Annotated in this window: 23 protein-coding genes and 1 pseudogene; 13 read left to right on the top strand and 11 right to left on the bottom strand. The window is 57.9% G+C overall.

Annotated features, from left to right (window positions below; translation table 11 throughout):
• Nucleotides 1–22: 22 nt before the first annotated feature.
• Both AYB31_RS06985 and AYB31_RS06980 read right to left on the bottom strand, forming a co-directional pair.
• A complete protein-coding gene (locus AYB31_RS06985; RefSeq protein WP_177332284.1) occupies nucleotides 23–1,399 on the bottom strand; it encodes a heavy metal sensor histidine kinase in 1,377 nt (458 codons plus the stop codon).
• Nucleotides 1,400–1,401: 2 nt separating this feature from the next.
• The gene (locus tag AYB31_RS06980) at nucleotides 1,402–2,079 is read right to left on the bottom strand and encodes a heavy metal response regulator transcription factor (protein WP_068827127.1); all 678 of its coding nucleotides are present in this window, start codon (nucleotides 2,077–2,079) and stop codon (nucleotides 1,402–1,404) included.
• 207 nt (nucleotides 2,080–2,286) lie between these two features.
• On the opposite strand from AYB31_RS06980, the gene AYB31_RS06975 reads away from it, so the two are divergent.
• From AYB31_RS06975 to AYB31_RS06955, 5 genes are all read left to right on the top strand, one after another.
• Nucleotides 2,287–2,646, top strand: coding sequence for a co-regulatory protein PtrA N-terminal domain-containing protein (locus tag AYB31_RS06975; RefSeq protein WP_068827124.1), 360 nt, complete (start codon nucleotides 2,287–2,289; stop codon nucleotides 2,644–2,646).
• A gap of 165 nt (nucleotides 2,647–2,811) precedes the next feature.
• Complete coding sequence (locus AYB31_RS06970) at nucleotides 2,812–3,363, top strand: cupredoxin domain-containing protein (protein ID WP_068827121.1); 552 nt, start codon at nucleotides 2,812–2,814, stop codon at nucleotides 3,361–3,363.
• A 147-nt stretch (nucleotides 3,364–3,510) separates the two neighbouring features.
• Nucleotides 3,511–4,044: a cupredoxin domain-containing protein gene (locus AYB31_RS06965; RefSeq protein ID WP_068827119.1), complete on the top strand. Its 534-nt coding sequence runs from the start codon at nucleotides 3,511–3,513 to the stop codon at nucleotides 4,042–4,044.
• Between the two features lie 79 nt (nucleotides 4,045–4,123).
• On the top strand, nucleotides 4,124–4,372 hold the full coding sequence (locus AYB31_RS06960) for a DUF2933 domain-containing protein (RefSeq protein ID WP_009686142.1): 249 nt from the start codon (nucleotides 4,124–4,126) through the stop codon (nucleotides 4,370–4,372).
• A gap of 5 nt (nucleotides 4,373–4,377) precedes the next feature.
• Nucleotides 4,378–6,747, top strand: coding sequence for a heavy metal translocating P-type ATPase (locus AYB31_RS06955; RefSeq protein WP_082805230.1), 2,370 nt, complete (start codon nucleotides 4,378–4,380; stop codon nucleotides 6,745–6,747).
• Between the two features lie 21 nt (nucleotides 6,748–6,768).
• Here AYB31_RS06955 and AYB31_RS06950 read toward each other — a convergent pair whose 3' ends face one another.
• Nucleotides 6,769–9,375: an AAA family ATPase gene (locus AYB31_RS06950; protein WP_068827117.1), complete on the bottom strand. Its 2,607-nt coding sequence runs from the start codon at nucleotides 9,373–9,375 to the stop codon at nucleotides 6,769–6,771.
• Nucleotides 9,376–9,548: 173 nt separating this feature from the next.
• Between AYB31_RS06950 and AYB31_RS21060 the strand changes: the two genes are divergently transcribed.
• The gene (locus AYB31_RS21060; RefSeq protein ID WP_082805229.1) at nucleotides 9,549–9,749 is read left to right on the top strand and encodes a heavy-metal-associated domain-containing protein; all 201 of its coding nucleotides are present in this window, start codon (nucleotides 9,549–9,551) and stop codon (nucleotides 9,747–9,749) included.
• Nucleotides 9,750–9,800: 51 nt separating this feature from the next.
• Here AYB31_RS21060 and AYB31_RS06945 read toward each other — a convergent pair whose 3' ends face one another.
• The 3 genes from AYB31_RS06945 to bufA2 are packed head-to-tail and all read right to left on the bottom strand — an operon-like array spanning nucleotide 9,801 to nucleotide 11,718.
• Nucleotides 9,801–10,580: an HvfC/BufC N-terminal domain-containing protein gene (locus AYB31_RS06945; protein ID WP_068827116.1), complete on the bottom strand. Its 780-nt coding sequence runs from the start codon at nucleotides 10,578–10,580 to the stop codon at nucleotides 9,801–9,803.
• Complete coding sequence (bufB, locus tag AYB31_RS06940) at nucleotides 10,577–11,413, bottom strand: MNIO family bufferin maturase (protein WP_068827114.1); 837 nt, start codon at nucleotides 11,411–11,413, stop codon at nucleotides 10,577–10,579. The genes AYB31_RS06945 and bufB overlap by 4 nt, the downstream gene beginning before the upstream one ends.
• Before the next feature lie 44 nt (nucleotides 11,414–11,457).
• Complete coding sequence (bufA2, locus tag AYB31_RS06935; protein ID WP_068827113.1) at nucleotides 11,458–11,718, bottom strand: BufA2 family periplasmic bufferin-type metallophore; 261 nt, start codon at nucleotides 11,716–11,718, stop codon at nucleotides 11,458–11,460.
• Between the two features lie 285 nt (nucleotides 11,719–12,003).
• Here bufA2 and AYB31_RS06930 point away from each other — a divergent pair, with 285 nt between their 5' ends.
• From AYB31_RS06930 to AYB31_RS06905, 6 genes are all read left to right on the top strand, one after another.
• Nucleotides 12,004–12,210, top strand: coding sequence for a co-regulatory protein PtrA N-terminal domain-containing protein (locus AYB31_RS06930; RefSeq protein WP_068827112.1), 207 nt, complete (start codon nucleotides 12,004–12,006; stop codon nucleotides 12,208–12,210).
• A gap of 188 nt (nucleotides 12,211–12,398) precedes the next feature.
• Nucleotides 12,399–14,222 carry a copper resistance system multicopper oxidase gene (locus AYB31_RS06925; protein WP_068827110.1) on the top strand — a complete coding sequence of 608 codons (1,824 nt, stop codon included), beginning with the start codon at nucleotides 12,399–12,401 and terminating at the stop codon, nucleotides 14,220–14,222.
• A 12-nt stretch (nucleotides 14,223–14,234) separates the two neighbouring features.
• Nucleotides 14,235–14,549 (top strand): hypothetical protein, encoded by a 315-nt coding sequence (locus AYB31_RS06920; RefSeq protein WP_068827108.1) that lies wholly within the window; start codon nucleotides 14,235–14,237, stop codon nucleotides 14,547–14,549.
• Complete coding sequence (locus AYB31_RS06915) at nucleotides 14,539–15,732, top strand: copper resistance protein B (RefSeq protein ID WP_068827106.1); 1,194 nt, start codon at nucleotides 14,539–14,541, stop codon at nucleotides 15,730–15,732. The genes AYB31_RS06920 and AYB31_RS06915 overlap by 11 nt, the downstream gene beginning before the upstream one ends.
• A 9-nt stretch (nucleotides 15,733–15,741) precedes the next feature.
• A complete protein-coding gene (locus tag AYB31_RS06910; protein ID WP_068827104.1) occupies nucleotides 15,742–16,584 on the top strand; it encodes a c-type cytochrome in 843 nt (280 codons plus the stop codon).
• On the top strand, nucleotides 16,574–17,017 hold the full coding sequence (locus AYB31_RS06905; RefSeq protein WP_068827102.1) for a DUF411 domain-containing protein: 444 nt from the start codon (nucleotides 16,574–16,576) through the stop codon (nucleotides 17,015–17,017). Before AYB31_RS06910 ends, AYB31_RS06905 begins: the two co-directional genes overlap by 11 nt.
• Nucleotides 17,018–17,080: 63 nt before the next feature.
• On the opposite strand, the pseudogene AYB31_RS06900 reads toward AYB31_RS06905, so the two are convergent.
• From AYB31_RS06900 to AYB31_RS06880, 5 genes and pseudogenes are all read right to left on the bottom strand, one after another.
• Nucleotides 17,081–17,529 (bottom strand): annotated as a pseudogene (locus tag AYB31_RS06900) (isoprenylcysteine carboxylmethyltransferase family protein).
• Nucleotides 17,530–17,533: 4 nt separating this feature from the next.
• Nucleotides 17,534–18,187 (bottom strand): DsbA family protein, encoded by a 654-nt coding sequence (locus AYB31_RS06895; protein WP_068827100.1) that lies wholly within the window; start codon nucleotides 18,185–18,187, stop codon nucleotides 17,534–17,536.
• Nucleotides 18,184–18,618, bottom strand: a complete 435-nt coding sequence (locus tag AYB31_RS06890; RefSeq protein WP_068827098.1) for a disulfide bond formation protein B — start codon at nucleotides 18,616–18,618, stop codon at nucleotides 18,184–18,186. The genes AYB31_RS06895 and AYB31_RS06890 overlap by 4 nt, the downstream gene beginning before the upstream one ends.
• Before the next feature lie 10 nt (nucleotides 18,619–18,628).
• On the bottom strand, nucleotides 18,629–19,027 hold the full coding sequence (locus AYB31_RS06885; RefSeq protein WP_236715513.1) for a copper chaperone PCu(A)C: 399 nt from the start codon (nucleotides 19,025–19,027) through the stop codon (nucleotides 18,629–18,631).
• 59 nt (nucleotides 19,028–19,086) lie between these two features.
• Nucleotides 19,087–19,869: a cation diffusion facilitator family transporter gene (locus AYB31_RS06880; RefSeq protein WP_068827094.1), complete on the bottom strand. Its 783-nt coding sequence runs from the start codon at nucleotides 19,867–19,869 to the stop codon at nucleotides 19,087–19,089.
• Between the two features lie 68 nt (nucleotides 19,870–19,937).
• On the opposite strand from AYB31_RS06880, the gene AYB31_RS06875 reads away from it, so the two are divergent.
• Nucleotides 19,938–20,348, top strand: a complete 411-nt coding sequence (locus AYB31_RS06875) for a MerR family transcriptional regulator (RefSeq protein WP_068827092.1) — start codon at nucleotides 19,938–19,940, stop codon at nucleotides 20,346–20,348.
• Nucleotides 20,349–20,456: the final 108 nt, after the last annotated feature.

Here is a 20,456-nt window from a genome sequence, read left to right as displayed (position 1 = left end):
TCTGCTTACCGGCAGACCGACATCAGCTGGAATGGGGGAATTCAATGTGAAAGCCCGTGAGGCCAGCCGCTGAAGTACACCAAATGCGGCCTTTGTGAGCCTCGATTATGGATCGGGTGATGGCAAGCCCGAGCCCGGCATTGCTCGGGCTACCTTCGCGTCGAGCAGGGTCGACCCGGTAAAAGCGGTCGAAGAGTTTCTCTAGATGCTCCGAGCTGATTGTGTTCCCTGGGTTCTCGATGCTGAAGGTAGTTGAGTCCGCTGTCTGGCGGATCAGAACCGAAATTGTCTTTCCCGCCGGCGTGTAACGCAGCGCATTGGATAGCAAGTTGGACAGCGCTCGATCAAGCATCAGCCGATCTCCTGGCACTTGGCCTTTGCCTGTGAGCGATAGTTCAATGCCGCGTTCTTCGGCCAGGAGGTGGTAGTAGTCAAACAGTTTGAAGACTACGTCAGCCAGTTCGATCCTGGCCTGCTCTGGGATGATCAGGCCATTATCAGCCTTGGCCAAGAACAGCATGTCATCGATCATGCGAGACATGCGCTTCAATTCCTCCAGGTTCGAGTACAGATTCTCCTCGTAGGCATTGATATCGCGCTTCTTGCTCAGCACCACTTCAGTGTGGGTCATCAGGTTGCTGACGGGGGTGCGCAGTTCGTGTGCGATGTCAGCGGAGAAATTGGAGAGTCGAATGAAGGCCTCTTCAAGTCGGGCCAGCATCGCGTTGAAGGACAGTACCAACTGCTGAAGTTCCTGTGGCACCGGCTCAAGAGGAATCCGTTCCTGCAATGAACGGGCGGACATCCCGGTGGCCACACGAGTGACCTGTCGCAGCGGCCTGAGGCCACTGCGAGCAACCACCCAGCCAAGCGCTGCACTGACCAAGGCACTGATGACCAATCCAATCCAGAACCATCGCTGCAGCGTGTCGAAAAAGTGTGTGTGATTGGTGACATCGAGAATCAGCAGAGCTGTAAGCGGTTCGGGTTGGTCAGTCACAGAGATTTGAGCCGTCATGCCCCGGTACATGTGCTCGTCTTTCTGCCACTCCCACATGCTCTGCTCATCGGCACGCCTGAAGCGTTCCGGCACTTCGACTGCTCTGGGGTCGGAAAAGAGCACTGCGCCGTCGCTGGCCAGGATGGTTGCGGCCAGATCCTGATGCGCTCCCAGCAAGGCTCGCAACTGCGGTAACTCCTCGGAGAGGCTAGCTCCGCTGCGAGCGTTGTTGAGAATATGTTTGGCTGATTCGAGTTTTTCCACCAGGGCCTGCCGGTCCAGCATCTTGAAGTGGTGCTGGCTGAGCATGTTGAAGCTCAGCCCCGCTACTGTCAGGACGGCAATCACCGCGGACATGAACATCAAGCTCATGCGGGCGGTCAGCGAGAGGTGCTTCATATTCACTCCGGCGCATCCATCATGTACCCCATGCCGCGGGCGGTATGGATCAGCTTGAGATCGAAATCGTCATCGATCTTGGCGCGCAGCCGACGTACAGCGACCTCAATGACGTTGGTGTCGCTGTCGAAGTTCATGTCCCAAACCTGCGAAGCAATCAGCGATTTCGGGAGCACTTCGCCGCGCCGGCGCAGTAGCAGTTCCAGCAGTGAAAACTCCTTCGCCGTCAGGTCAATTCTTTTCCCACCCCGGATCGCGCGCCGCTTCATCAGATCGACTTCGAGATCGGCAATTTTCATGGTGGTTTGCGTGGGTGAGCCATTGCCTCTGCGCAGCAGCGTTCTGACCCTGGCCAGAAGCTCTGAGAAAGCAAAGGGCTTGATCAGGTAGTCATCCGCCCCCAGTTCCAACCCTTTAACGCGATCTTCCACACCATCGCGTGCGGTCAGGAACAGCACTGGGACGTCTTTTCCGGCGGCGCGCACCATGCGCAGGACTTCCCATCCGTCCAGCCCCGGCATCATCACATCCAGGATCAGCAGGTCATAGGGCTCGCTCAGTGCGTGCTGCAGGGCATCCGTACCTGTCATAACCCGGTCGACATTGAATCCCGCTTCGGTGAGGCCTTGCTGCAGATATGCACCGGTTTTGGGTTCATCTTCAGCTACCAGTAGTTTCATGCGAGCAGACTCCAAAAAACGGGTGGCCTGAGTTTGCAGGCAAACAGCGGCACCAACCAGAAGCTTACGAAAATGTAATCCTGGTTTCAGGTCGCTGACAGGGTGGCTTGTCTAGGGTGCAAGCATGAGCACTAGGTTGTGCTCTCGGCCCTCGACAGACCAAAAGCAGAGGTGCCGGCCTCAGTTTGCAATGATGGAGACTGCCCCATGAAATCGCTGAAACCTTTGCTTCTGGTTGGTTCGCTACTGCTGTCTTCTATGGCTTGGGCCGAAGGGGGCAGCGATCGAGTATTCGAACGCATCCAGCAGATGCGCGACAAAGCAGAAGCTGTGCTGATCCAGGCGGAGAAGGCCCCAGCCAGCGAGCGACATGTGCACATGCAGGAGCACATGAAAATGCTCGAAAACATTATGAGTCAGCTGCACGACGAACATCCTGCTCCGGGTATGTCCACCGAAGAGCATCTGGCCTGGATGGAAAAGCATGACAAGCTGGTAGACGACGTGCTGGGTCAAATGATTCGCGAGCACAAGCTGATGATGGCCGACAAAGAGTGCCATCCGTAAGGATTCCCCCATTTTCCAGGCCTTCCGTGATTGCTCCTTTGGCCTAGCGGCGCCTCTATGGCGCCGTGCTTTTTCCCAGCTGACGCAATTGTAGTTTTGGGGTCAGCGGCCTGGCAGCAAGTGGGTAATAGCATGAGATTTCCAGCATCCCAGCGAGGTCTCACCATGAAACGCCTACCCCTTAAGTTACTGATCAGCACGCTGTTCATCAGCACTGCTATTCCGGCAATTGCCGAGCCCAGTGGAAGTGATTTTGGGCAACAAGCCAAAGCAACGCCGGCGACTCGTACCATCTTGGTGAAGATGGACGACATCAACTACAGCCAAAAGACGATCAACGTAAAGCCCGGCGAGACCGTGCGCTTCGTTCTGAAGAACGAGGGCGCATTGATGCACGAGTTCAACATAGGGCAAGCGGCGTCCCAACTGGCGCACCAACGCAAGATGGCGGCCTTGTTCAAGGACGGCACGCTGACACCGACCGGTATGGCCGAAAGCATTGTCTGGCATGAGCGTTATGGCACGGGAGACTCCAATCCTCCCGGGTATCCGGAAGTCATCAAAGCCAAGCATGAAGACGCGAACGCCATCCTCGTTGAGCCCGGCACGACCAAAGAGTTCGTTTGGACATTCCCCCAGGCCGGGGCCTTGAATTTTGCCTGCACGCTGCCTGGGCATTACCAGGCGGGAATGGTAGGGGACTTCGCCCTGCGTTAGATCGGCACCGGTGCTACCCGTTGGCCGAGGGCCGGGTGGCACCGATCTGACAAACCTTACTGCAATGTAGTTTTCGCGTCAGCGTGCCGGCAGCTGCACTCAATCAGCATAGGGGCGCATACCTCCTAACTACCCCAGAGGCACACCATGAAACTCAAATCCCTTTCTTTGATCACCACCGTGGGTTTGCTGCTCAGCGCAGCCAACGCGATGGCCAGCCCGGGCCACAACAAAGACAGCATCGGCCAGTCGGGAGATAGTCAGGCAGTAGATCGCACCATCGAGGTACGGATGGGGGACATCTTCTTTGAACCCAAGGCAATGGAAATCAAGGCGGGCGAGACGGTTCGCTTCGTACTGCTGAACGAGGGAGCCCTGCTGCACGAGTTCAACCTTGGCAAAGCGGCATCCCATGCTGCGCATCAGAAAGAGATGGCTGCGATGTTTCAGAACGGCACGCTGTCCCCGACTGCAGCGCATGACATGAGCAAAATGGACCACGCCATGGGCGGCATGAAGATGGTCGGCATGGAGCACGACGATCCCAACAGCGTTCTGGTCGAGCCAGGTGCACGCGAAGAGCTGATCTGGACCTTCTCCGACGCTACTGATCTGGAGTTCGCCTGCAATGTTCCTGGACATTATCAGTCGGGAATGGTCGGTAAGGTGACCGTACGCTGAACTCCATTGATACGCGTCAACGCTGCCTGGCCTGAGCAACCTATGCTGATTCTATGGTCATTGAACCGAGGCTATTGTCATGGATCACACGCACCACACCGGCACTACGGAACCACCTTTTTGGAAGAGCAAGATTGGCATCGCACTGATCATGCTGGCCGTAATCGGCATCTTCTATGTCGCGCGCGAGCATTACGGTCATCTTTCGCAGGCTTTGCCATACCTCATCCTGCTGCTATGCCCGCTGATGCATCTGTTTGGCCACAATCATGGCGGGCACTCCCACTCCAGCGGAGCCGCAGTTTCCAAGGACGAGGATAGGAAGTAACTCGAATGCAAAAGACCTCCTGCCATCATGACCAGGGCCATGCACATCACTCGCACGGCCACCCAGAGAGCCCACGCGATCCGGTGTGTGGCATGGAGGTCAAATCTGATAGCCCTTACCAGGAGAACTTTGAGGGAAGGGCCTATCGGTTCTGCAGTACAAAATGCCAGGAGAAGTTCCAGGCAGCCCCGCATCAGTACATGAGCCATCAATCGCATGCCGGGCACCACCAGCATGCCGCTCCGCCAGAGCACACAACTCAGGCAGGACTGGGGGCTGAATACACCTGCCCGATGCATCCTGAGATCCGCCAACCGAGCCCTGGCAACTGCCCGATCTGTGGGATGACGCTCGAACCCGTCATTCCAGAGCTGGAAGACGAAGAAAGTCCGGAGCTGAAAGACTTTTCGCGACGGTTCTGGTGGACCCTGCCATTGACCGTCATCGTGACCGTGCTGGCGATGGCTGGTCATTCCTTGCAGCTGTTCCATGGAACATCCCAGAACTGGGTTGAGCTGGTTCTGGCAACGCCCGTGACGCTTTGGGGTGGCTGGGTATTTTTCACTCGCGGAATAGACTCCATCCGGCACCGCAGCCCTAATATGTGGACCCTGATCGGATTAGGGACTGCAGCCGCCTACCTCTACAGCGTGGCAGCCACCCTGGTGCCGCAGTGGTTCCCGGCGGCCTTCGTTCAGGATGGACGCATCGGCGTCTACTTCGAGGCCGCCGCGGTGATCATCTCGCTCACGCTGTTGGGCCAGATGCTCGAACTCAAAGCCCGCTCGCAGACCTCTGCCGCCATTAAGTCACTGCTGGGATTGGCCCCCAAGACTGCCCGGCGCATCAGGCCTGACGGCCAGGAAGAAGATATTCCACTGACCCACGTCCATCAGGGTGACCACTTGCGTGTCCGGCCGGGCGAAAAAGTCCCGGTGGATGGCACCGTGCTGGAGGGCGAGAGCGCTGTCGACGAGTCGATGCTCACCGGCGAGCCGGTGCCCGTCACCAAGCGGGCAGGGGATACCCTTATCGGTGCCACCCTGAACACCCACGGCAGCCTGGTGATGGAAGCGCAGAAGGTGGGCGCCGAAACCATGTTGTCGCAGATCGTCCAGATGGTGGCTAAGGCCCAGCGTTCCAAGGCGCCCATGCAGCGTATGGCCGATGCCGTGGCAGGGTATTTCGTGGTGGGGGTGATCCTGATCGCGATCCTGACATTTTTTGGGTGGGGGTTGTTCGGGCCGGAATCAGGTTGGGTATTTGGCCTGATCAACGCTGTGGCCGTACTGATCATTGCCTGCCCATGCGCCCTGGGCTTGGCAACGCCGATGTCGGTCATGGTCGCGACCGGCAAGGCCGCTAGCAGCGGTGTGCTATTCCGCGATGCCAGCGCTATCGAGAACCTCTGCAAAATCGACACCTTGATCGTTGACAAGACCGGGACACTGACGCAGGGGCGGCCGGCCTTTCATAGTGCAGAGGGAACCGGGCCGTTCGACTCGGTCGAGGTTCTGCGCTTGGCCGCAAGCCTCGACCAGGGCAGCGAGCATCCGCTGGCGCATGCCATTGTCGATCATGCGCGTGAACAGGGTCTTGCCTTGGTGAAACCGGAGACCTTCGAGTCTGGCTCAGGTATTGGTGTGCGCGGACAGGTCGATGGCCATCAACTGCAGCTTGGGAACACAGCGCTGATGGAGGAGGCGGGCGTCGATACTACTCCGCTGCGTAACCGTGCAGAGCAACTGCGCCTGGAGGGTATCAGCATCATCTATCTGGCCGTAGATGGTCGCCTGGCGGGTCTCCTGGCCGTTTCCGATCCAATCAAACCGACCTCCCAGCAGGCTGTTGCTCAACTCCAGAACGCTGACGTGAAGGTCATCATGGCCACTGGCGATGGCCTCACCACAGCAAGAGCCGTGGCGAAGCAGTTGGGCATCGAGGAGGTGCATGGCGAGGTGAAACCGCAGGACAAGGAGAAATTAGTCGCCGACCTACAGAGCTATGGCCGGCGTGTTGCCATGGCAGGCGACGGCATCAACGATGCGCCGGCCTTGGCCAGGGCCGACGTAGGCATCGCCATGGGCACGGGCACCGACGTGGCGATGAACAGCGCCCAAGTGACCCTGGTCAAGGGAGATCTGATGGGCATCCTGCGAGCGCGCACCTTGTCGGTGGCCACGGTGAAGAACATGAGGCAGAACCTTGCCTTTGCATTCCTCTACAACGCGATGGGTATCCCGCTAGCGGCCGGGCTGCTGTATCCGCTGACAGGGCATCTTCTGTCGCCCTTGATCGCTGCTCTGGCAATGAGCGTCAGTTCAGCCTCGGTGGTTTTCAATGCGCTGCGGCTGCGGCAGACGCGGATCGATTAGAACTACAACCTAACGGAACCCTCATCTAGCTTTGCGCAGCTTTTGGGTGGCCACAGCTCTTTCTTCTACGCGAGACCTCCAAGATTCCAAGCGCTCAATATCTGCAAGCAACTCCTCAGGATCAGGTACCGCCACGCCTCCCGCTAAGGCTTTATCGTGCGCATAGTTTGAACACTGGCTCATCCCTGCAAAGACCTCTCGATAGTCGTCATCCTCGACAACCACCTCAACTAGCCGCTGAGTCTCAACACCTTTGCGGAATCGCAGGATCACCTTGCGCAATAGAACCTCCTCAACGGCCCGCTCCCAAGCCATGCGGAGATGGAAGTACGCCTCGACCGTTTGTTTCCGGTGCTCAGGTTCATTGCCTTCTCGATACAATTTGGCAATTTGCTGTTGATGAGCACGAAGAGCGCCGATACGCCTGCTAGTGTTTTTTCCCTCGAAAGGTAAATCAGCCTCGGCGACGCCGAAGCCCTCAGGGCGCCGGCTCAGGCTCTGTGCCTGCATAGGGATGTTCCGCTTCTCGGCCTCATCGATGAGCAGAGATAAGAAGTAGATGTCGTGGGTAAGAATGATGACTTGGCGCTTGGCCGCCTCGGCAACCAGACGCTGCACAACACGCTCTCTGCGCCGGTGATCGAGCGAGGACACGGGATCATCAAAGATAACCGCTCCTCGACTACCGGAAAGCTCCACCTCAGATAGAAACGCTGCGATAGCGATCGCCCGCTGCTCACCCTCGCTAAGGATGTCGCCAGGGCTTCGGTTCTGTGTCGTTTCGAGCTTCAGCCTATGCAGCGCTTTGCCTTTATCGGCCCGACTTTTGAGTGAAAGCTGCAGCGTACCTACACCGAGAGCTTTGAATTCGCGATTGAGGGCATTTTCCAACTCTTGCGAGACAACTTTTTCTGCAAGCTCTCCGGCCTTGGTTGAGATGCCTGTAGTTTTGAGATCGCCAAGGCAGGCCTTGAGCTTGGCTTGCATGACCAACTGGTTGACCGCCGCCACTACAGCATCTCTAATAGCCTGCAGGCGCACTCTGGCGTCCAAATCGGAAAACTGTTTCTGTAGTGCCGCGCGGGCCTTTTCATCGGACGCTTGCTCTAATGCTTGTGCGCTTCGATTCAGTGCCTGAACCAGTACCTGCAGACGCCCTACAGGGCTGGGCGGGATCTCGCCAATTTCATCCCAAGCATTATCGATGACAGCCTGCTTCAAAGCCGCTTGCCTCGATTTCAAGGCTGCCTCGAAGGCGGTCACCTCGGCAGCCAAGCCAGCCGCCTGAACCTCCATCTCTCCCAAGGTGATTTCATCTGCGCCTAGCGCTAGATCGTGTTGTTCCAATGCCCGAAAGTCAGCGAACAAATCGCGGCGTCGCGCTTGGGCAAGCGTTTTCGCTTCGGCCAAGATGAACTGCTCGAAGCGACGTAATCTCTCAGCGCCTTCTCCGAGAGGCTGCTGGCAAAGCGGGCAGGGGGCCTCTGCGTTGAGATGGGGAAACACTTGCCCTGGATGGGATTCCACCGCATATCGGCGTGCGGCCTCGAAAAGCTCCTGCCACACCTCGCCCCCAGTACCCGGCAGCAGGGTTTCTTGTTCTACAAATTGTTTGGCGGCGATTTCGGCGGCAGATTTAGCTTTTTGGTAGAGCTCAGTTTTTTTCCGTAGACCAGCCGCAACCTCGTCATTAACCAGTATGGTCTTGTCCGCCACGCTATTTGCTATTGCCTCAACCCGCTTCGCTAAGAGGCTGTGCTGGGTTGCCTTCTCCTTCGGGTTAGCCTCGAGTAGGCTCTTTCCCCAGGCTTCGTGTTGGGCCAGTTCCTCTTGCGTGACAGACGCGAGTGCATCGATTTGCTCCACCTTCGTCTTCGCAGACAAGGTGGCAATCAGTTGTCCCACAGGTGTTTCGCCTTGGAGCGGCGCAAACAGCGTCAGGTCTACTGTTGCTTGGGCTATTTCTGCGTCAATCGTTGTCTTGAATTGCCGGTAAAGCTTTGCAAGTCCTTCAAACACATCAAGACCGTACGGGATGTAAGAGAAGTCATCTTCTGTATCCAGGTAAGCCCGTGCGCAGCGTGTATCGAATATGGCCAGTGACGACAGCAAGGCAGGAGCTGCCTGCCCTTGAACCCACTGAACACTTTGCGCGGCCCCATCGACAGAGATATCAAACCAAGCCTCAGGCGCCGCAGTTTTGTCAGCAGGTAGGTTCGCATTAGGATGGATGGGCTCACTCTGATCTCGCGCACGGCAGGCTCGTTTAAGGACCCTAGAGTAGCCAGATTTGCCCGATCCGTTATCTCCATATATAACCGTCAAACCCGAACCGCCAATGGGCAAAGACTGCCCTTCAGCTATGGCGTTCACATGCTTGAGATCCCTAATCGCATGAAGCAGGACAAGGGTCTCCGCTTTTACCGGCGCGGGAATTTGTTCGTCCTTCAACGGGCTGGGTTCGCGTTTATGCGTGTCTTCAATCCCATGAGCTGATTTCAGCAAGGCGAGTAAATCTGCCTGGTCAGTCGCGTCCAGCTCCTGTTTGGCCAATAGCCTGGCAAGCGCATCGCTTTGCCAAGGCGCCAAGGACTTCGACCACGCCTGAATTTCCTGAAGCAGCGACATCTTTTTGCCCTCCTTGGGTACTGAAAGCCCTCAGTGCCATTAGTTAATAGCTCGCGCTTCGCTTACTTGCCAAAAAGATTGCCGGAATCATTTGAATAGGCATTGACCTTGCCAAGGTGTCAAGGTCGATTCTGAAAGCACGGCAATCCAGCCGAGCTAGATGAGAGGTGTGTATGGTCGTTCTGAAGGTAACGGGAATGGGCTGCGGTAGCTGTGTCAGCAAGATCACCAGGGCTATTCAAGCTTTGGATTCGGAGGCGCGTGTGGTGATTAATCGAGCCACTGGCACCGTTTCGGTAAGCACGGAAGAAAGCGCAGCAGCTGTGCGAGAAACGGTTCTTGAACTGGGTTTTGGGGCTGAAATTGACGAGTAAGCGGTCCGACTGTTCGAAGACCGTTGCCCGCAACGGTCTTCACATACTTGCCTAGAGTCGAACCAGCAGCCCGTCACTGATCCACTGCCGCATCCAGATCGCAGCTTGCGTGGGCGCGTGATCTCCATGCGGCGTACGTAACGACTCGCAAAGGCTAGCGAATGACTCGCCACTCGCGAATAACCGCAGCGCCGTTGCCTCATCAGGCTGCAAGCTTCGATACCTACATACCAGATCATGCCGCCAGACGAGGCAGCTCTGATCATTGGGTAGGCGAGTGGTCGCAGGAAGGGGAGCATCGGCTTTGGCAGCCTTCCATAAATCCAGTGTGTTGTACTGCATCTGCAGCCAGTTGGCCGATGGCACCAGGGCCACCTGAAGAGCAATCCAGTCCTCGGCTGAGAGGCTACTCATGATCTCCGCTGAAAGCGCTTCGACATCCTGAGCGTCGAAGGCCAGTGTAAAGGCCCACTCCAGTTCCGCGAGTTCGCGCATCGGCGATAGTTGGGGTTCTTCGACGTAGCTGCCAATGAACTCGGGCAGCTTCTCGCCCAGCCAGCGAATGCTGAAATGTCGTGGTGGCCAGGCGGCCATGTAGGCCAGTGCGAGCTGCTCGAATGATTCGTTGCCGATCCAGTGAAGCAGGGCAGGGAAGTCTTCTCGCAAGACTGCAAGCAGGCGCGAACGGTAAGCGTTGTGGTAGATCTGCAGGCCTTCGAGAGCACTCAGCGCTGTGCTACCTCTGATCTGCTCCAAAAGCTCGTTGGAGGGCAGGGCACTGTCACCTGTCAGGTAAATTTCAAATGCAGTCTGTAGGGCGCTCAGGCTCAAGGGGTGGCCCCCGATATCACAGCTTTGGCGATAGCACGGGCATGTGCTAATTCGGACAACAACTCCTCCAGCGGCGGAAACTGATCATCTCGCTCGATCAAGGTCGATGTCGGGCCCAAGTAGCTCAACGTCTTGCTGTAGAGAGACCAAACCGGATCAGCGATGGGCTGATCATGGGTGTCGATGAGGTATTGCCCGTAATCGCTGTGCCCGGCCAGGTGAATTTGCCGAATCCGCTCGTGCGGCAACTCCATGATGAATTGCCAAGGGTCGAAACCCTGGTTTCGCGAGCTGACGTAGACGTTGTTCACGTCGAGAAGCAGCTCGCACCCAGTCAGGTAACTGAGCTCCGAGAGGAACTGAGACTCGCTCATGCTGGATGTTGTCCACTGCACGTAGGAGGAAACGTTCTCCAGCACGATGGGACGCTCCAAAACATCCTGCACCAGGCGCACCCGGGCCGCGACATGCAGCAGGCTCTCCTGGGTAAACGGCAGCGGCAGCAGATCGTGAAGTTGGTGGGCGTTGCCTCGACTCCAGCACAGGTGATCAGACACCCACTGAGGCTGCACCCGGTCTGCCAGTTGCTTGAGCTGTCGTAGGTAGTCGATGTCCAAGGCATGTGAGCCGCCAATCGAAAGAGATACCCCGTGCATCACCAGGGGGTAGTGCTCACCGATCGCATCGAGGAAGTAGAGAGCCTTGCCGCCCTCCACCAGGTAATTCTCGGAAATGATCTCGAACCAGTCGACCGCAGGCCGTTCCTCCAGGATCTGCCGGTAATACTCGTTGCGAAGGCCAAGACCGAAACCCAGAGTTTTGCGCTTACTCATTCGAGACTCCAGCAGGGGAGTGGCATGCACTCCCCTGAACCGCCTTATTCGCTGGTTTTGCCACCGGCTTCGTCACATTTGGCTTGGGTCATCAACTTGAACCCTTGGCCTTTGCATTCGCCTTGGCCTTTGCAGGCGTTTTTCGCGGTCATGCAGTCGTTCTGCCCTTTGCAACCATTGACCCCGAAGCACTTCACTTCTGCTGCTTTGGTGTCCTGGGCTGCCTGGGCGGGCAGGGTAGTGAACAGGCTTGCGGCCACCAGAGCCAGGGCGGCGCCGGTAACTACGTTGGATTTGTTCGACATAGTGGCTATCTCTCTTGAGTGTTTGATGGTCGCGATCCGTAGGTGCGAATGGGCGAGTTAGCTCAGACATTGCTGCCGAGCAGGCCCCATGGAATCCGCAAGGCTTCTCGCGTAGGAAGACAGTATCGATCCTTCAGGAGGGGCTACAAGAAAGAAATAGCAACCTGACAGAACTGTAATGTTCAGATCAGGTTGCTGACAGGGCTTCGTGGTTAACGTGGCATCGAGCTTAACGCTCGCTCCCTCTAGTTACGAGGGCGTCTAAAACTTACGAGGATTTACGAAATGAAATCGATCAAAACCCTGTTTGTAGTTGCTGCCCTCAGTGTTTCCAGCCTGGCAATGGCCGAAGGCGGTGCCGATCGCACGTTTGCACGCATGGAACAAGCCCGCCAGGCCTCGCTGGAAGCCTATCAGTTGGCCAAGCAGCAGAAGGATGAGGCTCCCGTCGCCGGCAGCCAAGCCAGACAGACGGAACACGCCAACTGCTGAGCCCCCTCAACCTTACAGAAATGTAACCACCCGGATGGTTGAGATATGGCAGTTTCATACTGCTTGGTGTCGGGGGAACTTGCGCAGCACGCGAGGCTTGAAGATCAAATCTCCCGACACTGAAGCAGCCGATGAACCCGAGACCGGATGCACATCGCCGGCTCATCTGACGGATTGGACATAAGGGCATGCAAAGCAAAACCACAAGACGTACTTTCGTCAAAGGCCTCGCCGCCGCCGGTATTCTCGGCGGCATGGGCATGTGGCGCACGCCGGTCTGGGCGGTAACCAGCCCAGGTCAGCCCAACGTGCTGAGCGGTAACGATTTCGACCTGTTTATCGGGGAGACCCCGGTCAACATCACCGGCGCAGCGCGTACCGCCATGACGATCAATGGCTCGCTGCCAGGCCCGATCCTGCGCTGGCGGGAGGGCGAGACCGTGACTTTGCGCGTACGCAACCGCCTCAAGGAGGACACGTCCATTCACTGGCACGGCATTATCCTGCCGGCGAACATGGATGGCGTTCCGGGCCTGAGCTTCCATGGCATCGCACCTGATGGCATGTATGAGTACAAGTTCAAGGTCAATCAGAACGGTACCTACTGGTATCACAGCCACTCGGGGCTCCAGGAGCAAGTTGGGGTATACGGCGCGCTGGTCATCGATGCCAAAGAGCCCGAACCCTTCAGTTACGACCGCGACTACGTCGTGCTGCTGAGCGACTGGACCGATGAAAACCCAGCTCGGGTTCTGGCCAAGCTGAAGAAGCAATCGGACTACTACAACCAGCACAAGCGCACCGTTGGCGATTTCATCGATGACGTGAGCGAGATGGGGTGGTCCGCTGCGGTAGCCGATCGCAAGATGTGGGCCGAGATGAAGATGAGCCCGACGGATCTCGCTGACGTCAGTGGCTACACCTACACCTACCTGATGAATGGCCAGGCACCTGATGGCAACTGGACCGGCATATTCAAACCGGGCGAAAAGATCCGCCTGCGCTTCATCAATGCCTCGGCGATGACCTATTTCGATGTGCGCATCCCGGGCCTGAAGATGACTGTGGTTGCGGCCGATGGTCTGCACGTCAAGCCGGTCAGCGTCGACGAGTTCCGTATCGCCGTGGCCGAGACCTACGACGTGATCGTCGAACCAGACAGCGAACAGGCCTATACCGTGTTTGCCCAATCCATGGATCGCACTGGCTATGCGCGCGGCACCCTTGCCGTACAGGAGAGGTTGAGTGCACCAGTACCCAGCCCCGACCCGCGTCCGCTGATTGCCATGGGCGACATGGGTATGGATCACGGCAGCATGGGCGGTATGGATCACGGAAACATGGCCGGAATGGACCACGGCAGTATGGCGGGCATGGATCATGGGAGCATGCAGGGTGGCATGGCCGGCATGGATCACAGCCAGATGGCTGGAATGGATCATTCGGGCATGGCAGGCATGGCAGGCATGGCAGGCATGGCAGGTGCCATGCAGGCACACCCAGCCTCAGAGACCAACAACCCGCTGGTCGACATGCAAACCATGACACCGACGCACAAGTTGGACGACCCAGGTATTGGTTTGCGAGACAACGGCCGACGCGTCCTGACGTACTCTGACCTGCGCAGCACCTTCCTCGACCCGGATGGTCGCGAACCAAGTCGCACCATCGAGCTTCACCTTACCGGGCACATGGAGAAATTCTCCTGGTCCTTCGATGGCATCAAGTTCTCTGACGCCGAGCCTCTGCGTCTTAAGTACGGCGAGCGCGTTCGCATCACGCTAGTCAACGACACCATGATGACTCATCCGATCCATCTTCATGGCATGTGGAGCGACCTGGAGGATGCGAACGGCAATTTCCTGGTGCGTAAACACACCATCGACATGCCGCCAGGTTCCAAGCGCAGCTATCGAGTGACTGCCGATGCGTTGGGTCGTTGGGCCTATCACTGCCACCTGTTGCTCCACATGGAAATGGGCATGTTCCGTGAAGTTCGTGTGGATGAGTAAAGGAGATTTCTGATGAGCACTTTTATGAAGCGAAATGCCCTGGCTGGCAGCGCAGTCATGTTCAGCCTATTGGCTGCCCTGCACGCACCGGTTTCGTTGGCAGGTGAGGGGCACAGTGAGCACGAACAACATGCTGCCGAGTCGGCTGCGCCCAAGACCGCCAGTGGCAATCACGCAGATCAGTCGAAGGATAAGGCGGCTGGCCAGCAGATGGATCATGGCGCCATGGATCACGGAGACATGAAGCATGACGGCATGAATCACGAAAACATGATGGATAAGCATGGCGGCACCGAAGCCGAAGCAGGTTCGAACCATGACCACTAGGTTTTCACGTCCATCTCTCTTGGCGCTGGCTGTGTCGCTGAGTGCGTTCAGCGGCGGCGTTACTTTGGCTGCGGAAGAAATGGATCATTCGGCAATGGGGCACGGCGCCATGTCGATGGACCATAGCCAGATGAACCACGGCGCTACCAAAGCGCCGATGGAGGGCATGGATCACAGCAAGATGGACCATGGTGCCATGCAGGGTGCTTCGGGCAGCATGGATCATAGCCAGATGGGCCACAGCCAGAGCCAAGAAAAGGCTCCAGCCATGGACCACAGCAAGATGGATCACGGCGCCATGCAGGGTGCTTCGGGTAGCATGGATCATAGCCAAATGGGCCACAGCCAGAGCCAAGATAAGGCTCCAGTCATGGACCACAGCAAGATGAACCATGGCGCCATGCAAGGGCAGATGGAAGGCATGGATCATTCAAAGATGAACCATGGCTCCACTGAAGCCCCAAGAACCACCAGCCGTACGCCGATTCCCGTTCTGACGGATGCTGATCGCCAAGCGGCTTTTCCGCCTCTACCTGGACATAAGGTGCACGACAGCGCCATCAACAGCTTTTTCCTGCTCGATCAGCTCGAATACCAGGATGCAGATGAGGGCAGCACCCTGGCCTGGGATGCGTCGGGCTGGGTAGGCGGTGACATCAACCGGGTCTGGTTCCGCTCCGAAGGCGAGCGTACCAACGGCGTGACCGAGGATGCGGAGTTGCAGTTGCTGTACGGCCGCTCGATCGGCCCTTGGTGGGACGTCGTCGCGGGAGTTCGTCAGGACTTCAAACCCGAGTCGCCGCAGACCTGGGCCGCCTTCGGTGTTCAGGGCATGGCGCTTTACGCCTTCGAGGCCGAAGCCACCGCCTTCGTGGGCGAGAATGGCCAGACCGCTGCCCGACTGGAGGGCGAGTACGACATTCTGCTGACCAACCGACTGATACTCCAGCCAACTGCCGAAGTGAACTTCTACGGCAAGAACGATCCTGAGCGTGGTGTCGGATCGGGGTTGGCCAATACCGAGCTCGGCTTGCGTCTGCGTTACGAGATTGTCAGGCAGTTTGCCCCCTATGTCGGGGTCTCCTGGAGCCGCTCCTATGGCAACACGGCAGACATGGTCCGCGACGAGGGCGGTGATGTAGACGAGGCGCGTTTTGTCGCCGGTATCCGGATGTGGTTTTGAGAACCTGACATGAAAAGAACAATTAAAACTTTGGTGGCGGCCGGCGTGGTCGGTAGCACAGCTGTCCTGGCCGGTGCCTACTTTGGCGTGGTCAACGTCGGGGCCGACGACCCCCATCTCCCTGCGGTGCATGCCTTCCTCACGATGGCGCGTGACCGCTCTATCGAGGTTCGCTCGCGGGACATCGAGGTGCCCAACCTCGATGATCAAGCTCTTATTCGCGCCGGTGCGGGTAACTACAACTCGATGTGCATAGGCTGCCACTTGGCGCCAGGTGTGGCGGAGACCGAGTTGAGCCAATCGCTTTATCCTGCTCCCCCCAACCTCGCCAAGATCGGTGTCGATGGCAATCCTGCTGCGACTTTCTGGGTAATCAAGCACGGTATCAAGGCAACGGGTATGCCTGCTTGGGGCAAGAGCATGGGCGATCAGTACATCTGGGGTATGGTCGCCTTCCTCAACCAGCTGCCGACGATGGATGCCAAGCAATACCAAACACTCGTCGCATCCAGCAGCGGCCATCAGCATGGTGGCGGGGAAACGCAGATGCACAACCATGAAGGGCAGCATGGCGACAACAAGCCTGGGCATCATGGTAATAGCGGCGGTGGCGAAGACCATCATGGGTCAGGTGATGCCGGAGAGCCTGGTCATCACGATGCCGCAGCTACGGGTAACGAGGGTGGCTCCGCGTCTGAGGCGGATCACCACTCGAATATGAATGGCAATGACCACCATGCTGGGGATGAGGCGTCCTCCAACGGAGGCGATCATCACTCCGAGCAGGCTCCGAATACTTCGCCCAAGACCCACACCCATGCCGATGGCAAAGAGCACGTTCATGAAAGCTAAATATCTGGCCTTGCTGGCCGCTCTCTCCGTCACGTCTGCGGCTCAAGCTGCTGATGCTCTGACGATTGATGTCCATCGTGATGCCAATTGCGGATGTTGCAAGAAGTGGATCTCACACCTTGAAGCGAATGGCTTTAAAGTTGTCGACCATGTCGAAAGCAACATGACAGCAGTGAAGCAGCGTCTGGGCGTCGCGCCACGGTTGGCGTCTTGCCACACCGCGGTGATTGACGGCAAGTTTGTCGAAGGCCATGTGCCGGCTGCTCAGGCCCTCGAACTCAGCAAGCGCAATGACCTGGTTGGTATCGCGGTTCCCGGGATGCCGGCGGGCTCGCCGGGAATGGAAGTTGATGGCGTTCAGCATGCCTATCAGGTGATCGGTCACACTGAGAATGGGACTGACTTGATCATTGCGGCATATCCAGCACCATAGTGGCTCGCGCAAAAATCCCAAGCGCTAAGACATGGATGTAGCTGGTTCGAATGAACACTGACTCTAGAACCAGCGTCTTACCTGGCTGCAATACTGAGCGAACGCGTTTCCGAAAAGGCCAGTGAGGGCACGCTCCTCCGGCCCGATCTGGAAGCGGTTCATGTACAGCACGAAGCTCAGCACGCCTAGCAGTGCCGGCGGCCAGGCAAGGAAGATCGACCAGGCCAGCAAGGCGGTGGCGAAGCCCAGGTACATCGGGTTGCGCGTGTAGTTACCAGCGCCGAAGCCGTTTCCGGCTTCAGTGGGTTGACCGTGGTGCGTGCATTGCGGAAAGACAATACGCCGGCCAGGCAGATAGCGACGCCTGCCAGCAGCACCACCAGCGCCAGGCCGGCGCGCCACTTGATGGGCAATATCAGCCCACCCGGTAGTTGGCGAGCGGCGAGCCACATCAGCAAACCGAACAGGGCGGCGACCAGGGGCGGCGGAATGCGGTTCTTCAGCCAGCGCATGGTGTTAGTTCCTGACTTTGGCAAGTTCGCCGAGCACCAACTGGCGCAGCGGCTCGGGGCCGAACTCGGTCAGTGGCTGGCCGTTGACGAAGAAGGTCGGCGTGCCTCTGATGCCAACGGTCTTTACGTCTTGCATGTCGGTCTTGAGCACTGCGTCGACCTCTGGTGAGCGCATGTCGACCCGAGCCTTCTCGATATCCAGACCGACTGCGGCGGCTGCTTCCAGGGCCTTGGCGGCAGTGGCATCGTCATGCCATTGCGGCTGTGCAGCGAGCACCGCCTCCAGCACCTGCGGGTAGAGGTTCTGCTTACGTGCCGCCTCCAACAAGCGTGCAGCTTCTTCGGAACCCTGGTGGAACAGCACATAGCGCAGCACTAGGCGCACATCGGAAGGGCTCTCGGCAAGGATCTGTTTGACGTGTGGGTAAAAGGCGCGGCAGGCCTCGCAGGAGGGGTCGAAGAACTCAACTATGGTGACCGGTGCCTGGACGGGACCGAACACCGGGGAGTGGAAGCGCACCAGTGCGCTGGCATCCTGCGAGCTAGGCGCAGCCTGCTTCTGCGGCGGTGGGGTAGCCCCCTGGTAGAAGAAGGCAGCTGCAGCAAAGGCGGCCAGCAGCAGGACGCTGATTACCAGGACCAGGGTACGGCGGTTCATTGGGCATTTCTCCGACGGATGATGAGAAGCAAGATGGCGATGGCGACGAATGCACCCAGGGCCAGCAGCGGCAGTGGAATGCCGCCGAGTATGGTCATGTTGGCGTCCGAGCAGGATGGCCCGGTGGCACTGCAGGGTTGGATGCGCTGCGGGATCAGGCCGGCATATAACAGGCTATGGCCGAGGGCAAGCAAGGCCCCAATACCGGCGAGAGGCAATGCGTAGCACCAGACGGCGAAGTCGGAGCGATAGCAGGCTACAGCCAGGATCACTGCCAGGGGAAACATGAATGCACGCTGGAACCAGCACAGCACACAGGGTGCCTGCCCCATGACTTCACCAATAAACAGTGCGGCCAGCGTCGAGAACAACGCCAACAGCCAGGCCAGGAGCAGCAGCCCCCAGGAGCCGGAAGAAGTTTTGTTAGTCATAACGGTCTCTTCACTGGGCGGCCAATGGCGCGGCGGTGAAAGTCACCGGCAGGCGTCGGCCATCGGCGAACAACAGGGTCACTTCGACCTGATCGCCCAACGCCAGCGCGCGTTGGCGCTCCATCAGCATTAGGTGATAGCCACCGGAGGCGAACGTCAACGTATTGCCGGCAGGTACTTCAACCTGTTTAACGTGCTGCATGCTGGCCATGCCATTCTCCAGCGAACTGCGGTGCATCATCACCTGAGCGAAGTCTGGGCTCTGCGCTCCGGTCAGCGTCACCGGCAAGCTGTCTTTGTTGGTCAGGGTGAAATAGCCAGCGGTGGGCAAATCTCCCGGGAGCAGGCGCAGTTTCGCCTCACTCACTTCCAAGTCGGCTATGGCTGTTGTCGAGACGGCCAGCAGCAAGATACTGCTCAATCGTATGAGCCTTCGCATTGGTGTTCTCCTTGTTTTCATATTTGGTTCTATTGTTCCTGCTTCGGATCGCAGCAGCCTTCTGCCTGCGTGGCCCTAGTTTGCGTCAGGCTTGGCTCGGTGATGCCCACCAATGGCTCTGCTTTGAGGGCGCAGCAAGAGTCCGACTTGCTTTGCGGCCCGCTGGCACAGCAACTAGTGCTTGGCTGGGGCTGTCGGGCGTTGGCTCGCCATTCCCTCCAGGCCTCACGGATGACCTGTCTAGCAGAGTGCAGAAACAAAGCTGCAATGGCCAAACCGACCAGAACGTCAGGCCACAGGCTGTCAGTCAGCGCAACGAGTCCGGCTGCGACGATCACGCTGCTGTTGGCCAGCAGATCGTTGCGCGAGCAGAGCCAGGTCGAGCGCATATTCAGGTCATCGGAGCGATGTCGATAAAGCAGCGCGAAGCAAAATCCGTTAGCGAGCAGCGCGAGAGCGCCCACGATGCCCATCCAGTCGGCTGCGGGCACTTCCTGCAATATCAGTTTGCGCAGCACCTCGGCCACGACCAGCATGCCAAACAGCAGCATGAACACACCCTTGAACAACGCGGCACCGGCTCTGACCTGGGCGCTACGGTGCAAAACGAAGAGCGTGAGGGCATAGACAAAGGCATCGCCGAACATGTCTAGCGAGTCGGCCAGCAGAGCCGTGGAGTTGGCGATCCAGCCGCTGATGAACTCCACCAGGAACATGACCGCATTAATGGTCAGGACAATGTAGAGCACGCGGCTCTGTTTGACGCGCAACTTGGCCAGTTCACCGGCCTTGTTCTCGCAACAGTTGTCCATGATCCGTTACTCGTTGGCTCGAAGTTGTCGATAGAATGAGGCTTATAGTAACTATAAGGTCAAGCACGATGAGCATGACAACTTTCACCGTGGGTCAGATGGCACGCGCAACCGACACTAAAGCAGTGACCATCCGCTATTACGAGCAACTCGGCTTGCTGCCTTCAGCAGCGCGCAACGCTTCAGGCTATCGCCAATACACGGAAGAGGAGCGCGATCGGCTGCTATTCATTCGCCGTAGCCGCGCCCTGGGCTTCAGCCTCAATGATATCCGCCAGCTTCTGGGTTTCTCCGACCACCGCCAGGCGTCGTGTGCGGCAGTAGATGCCAAGGTCGCCGAGCAGTTGGAACAGGTCCGGACGCGCATCCGCGATCTGCAGAGCCTTGAGCAGGAGTTGCAGCGACTGCTGTCCTGTTGCAAAGGCGGCGTGATTGATGAGTGCCGGATTATTGAATCGCTGACCCTACAGCACATCTGAGCTGTTGACGCCCCAGTGTTTTGTGGTGAGTGGTCGGTCAGAATGCGTACTGTAGACGCATCACAAAATCGTCGTCGCTGTCATCGCTACAGTGTTACCGACCTTTCG

Source organism: Pseudomonas sp. BMS12, from assembly GCF_001592875.1.
In the GTDB taxonomy this organism is placed as follows: Bacteria; Pseudomonadota; Gammaproteobacteria; order Pseudomonadales; family Pseudomonadaceae; genus Aquipseudomonas.
Note: the sequence above shows the minus strand (reverse complement) of the source record. Positions and strands in the feature narration are given on the sequence as shown.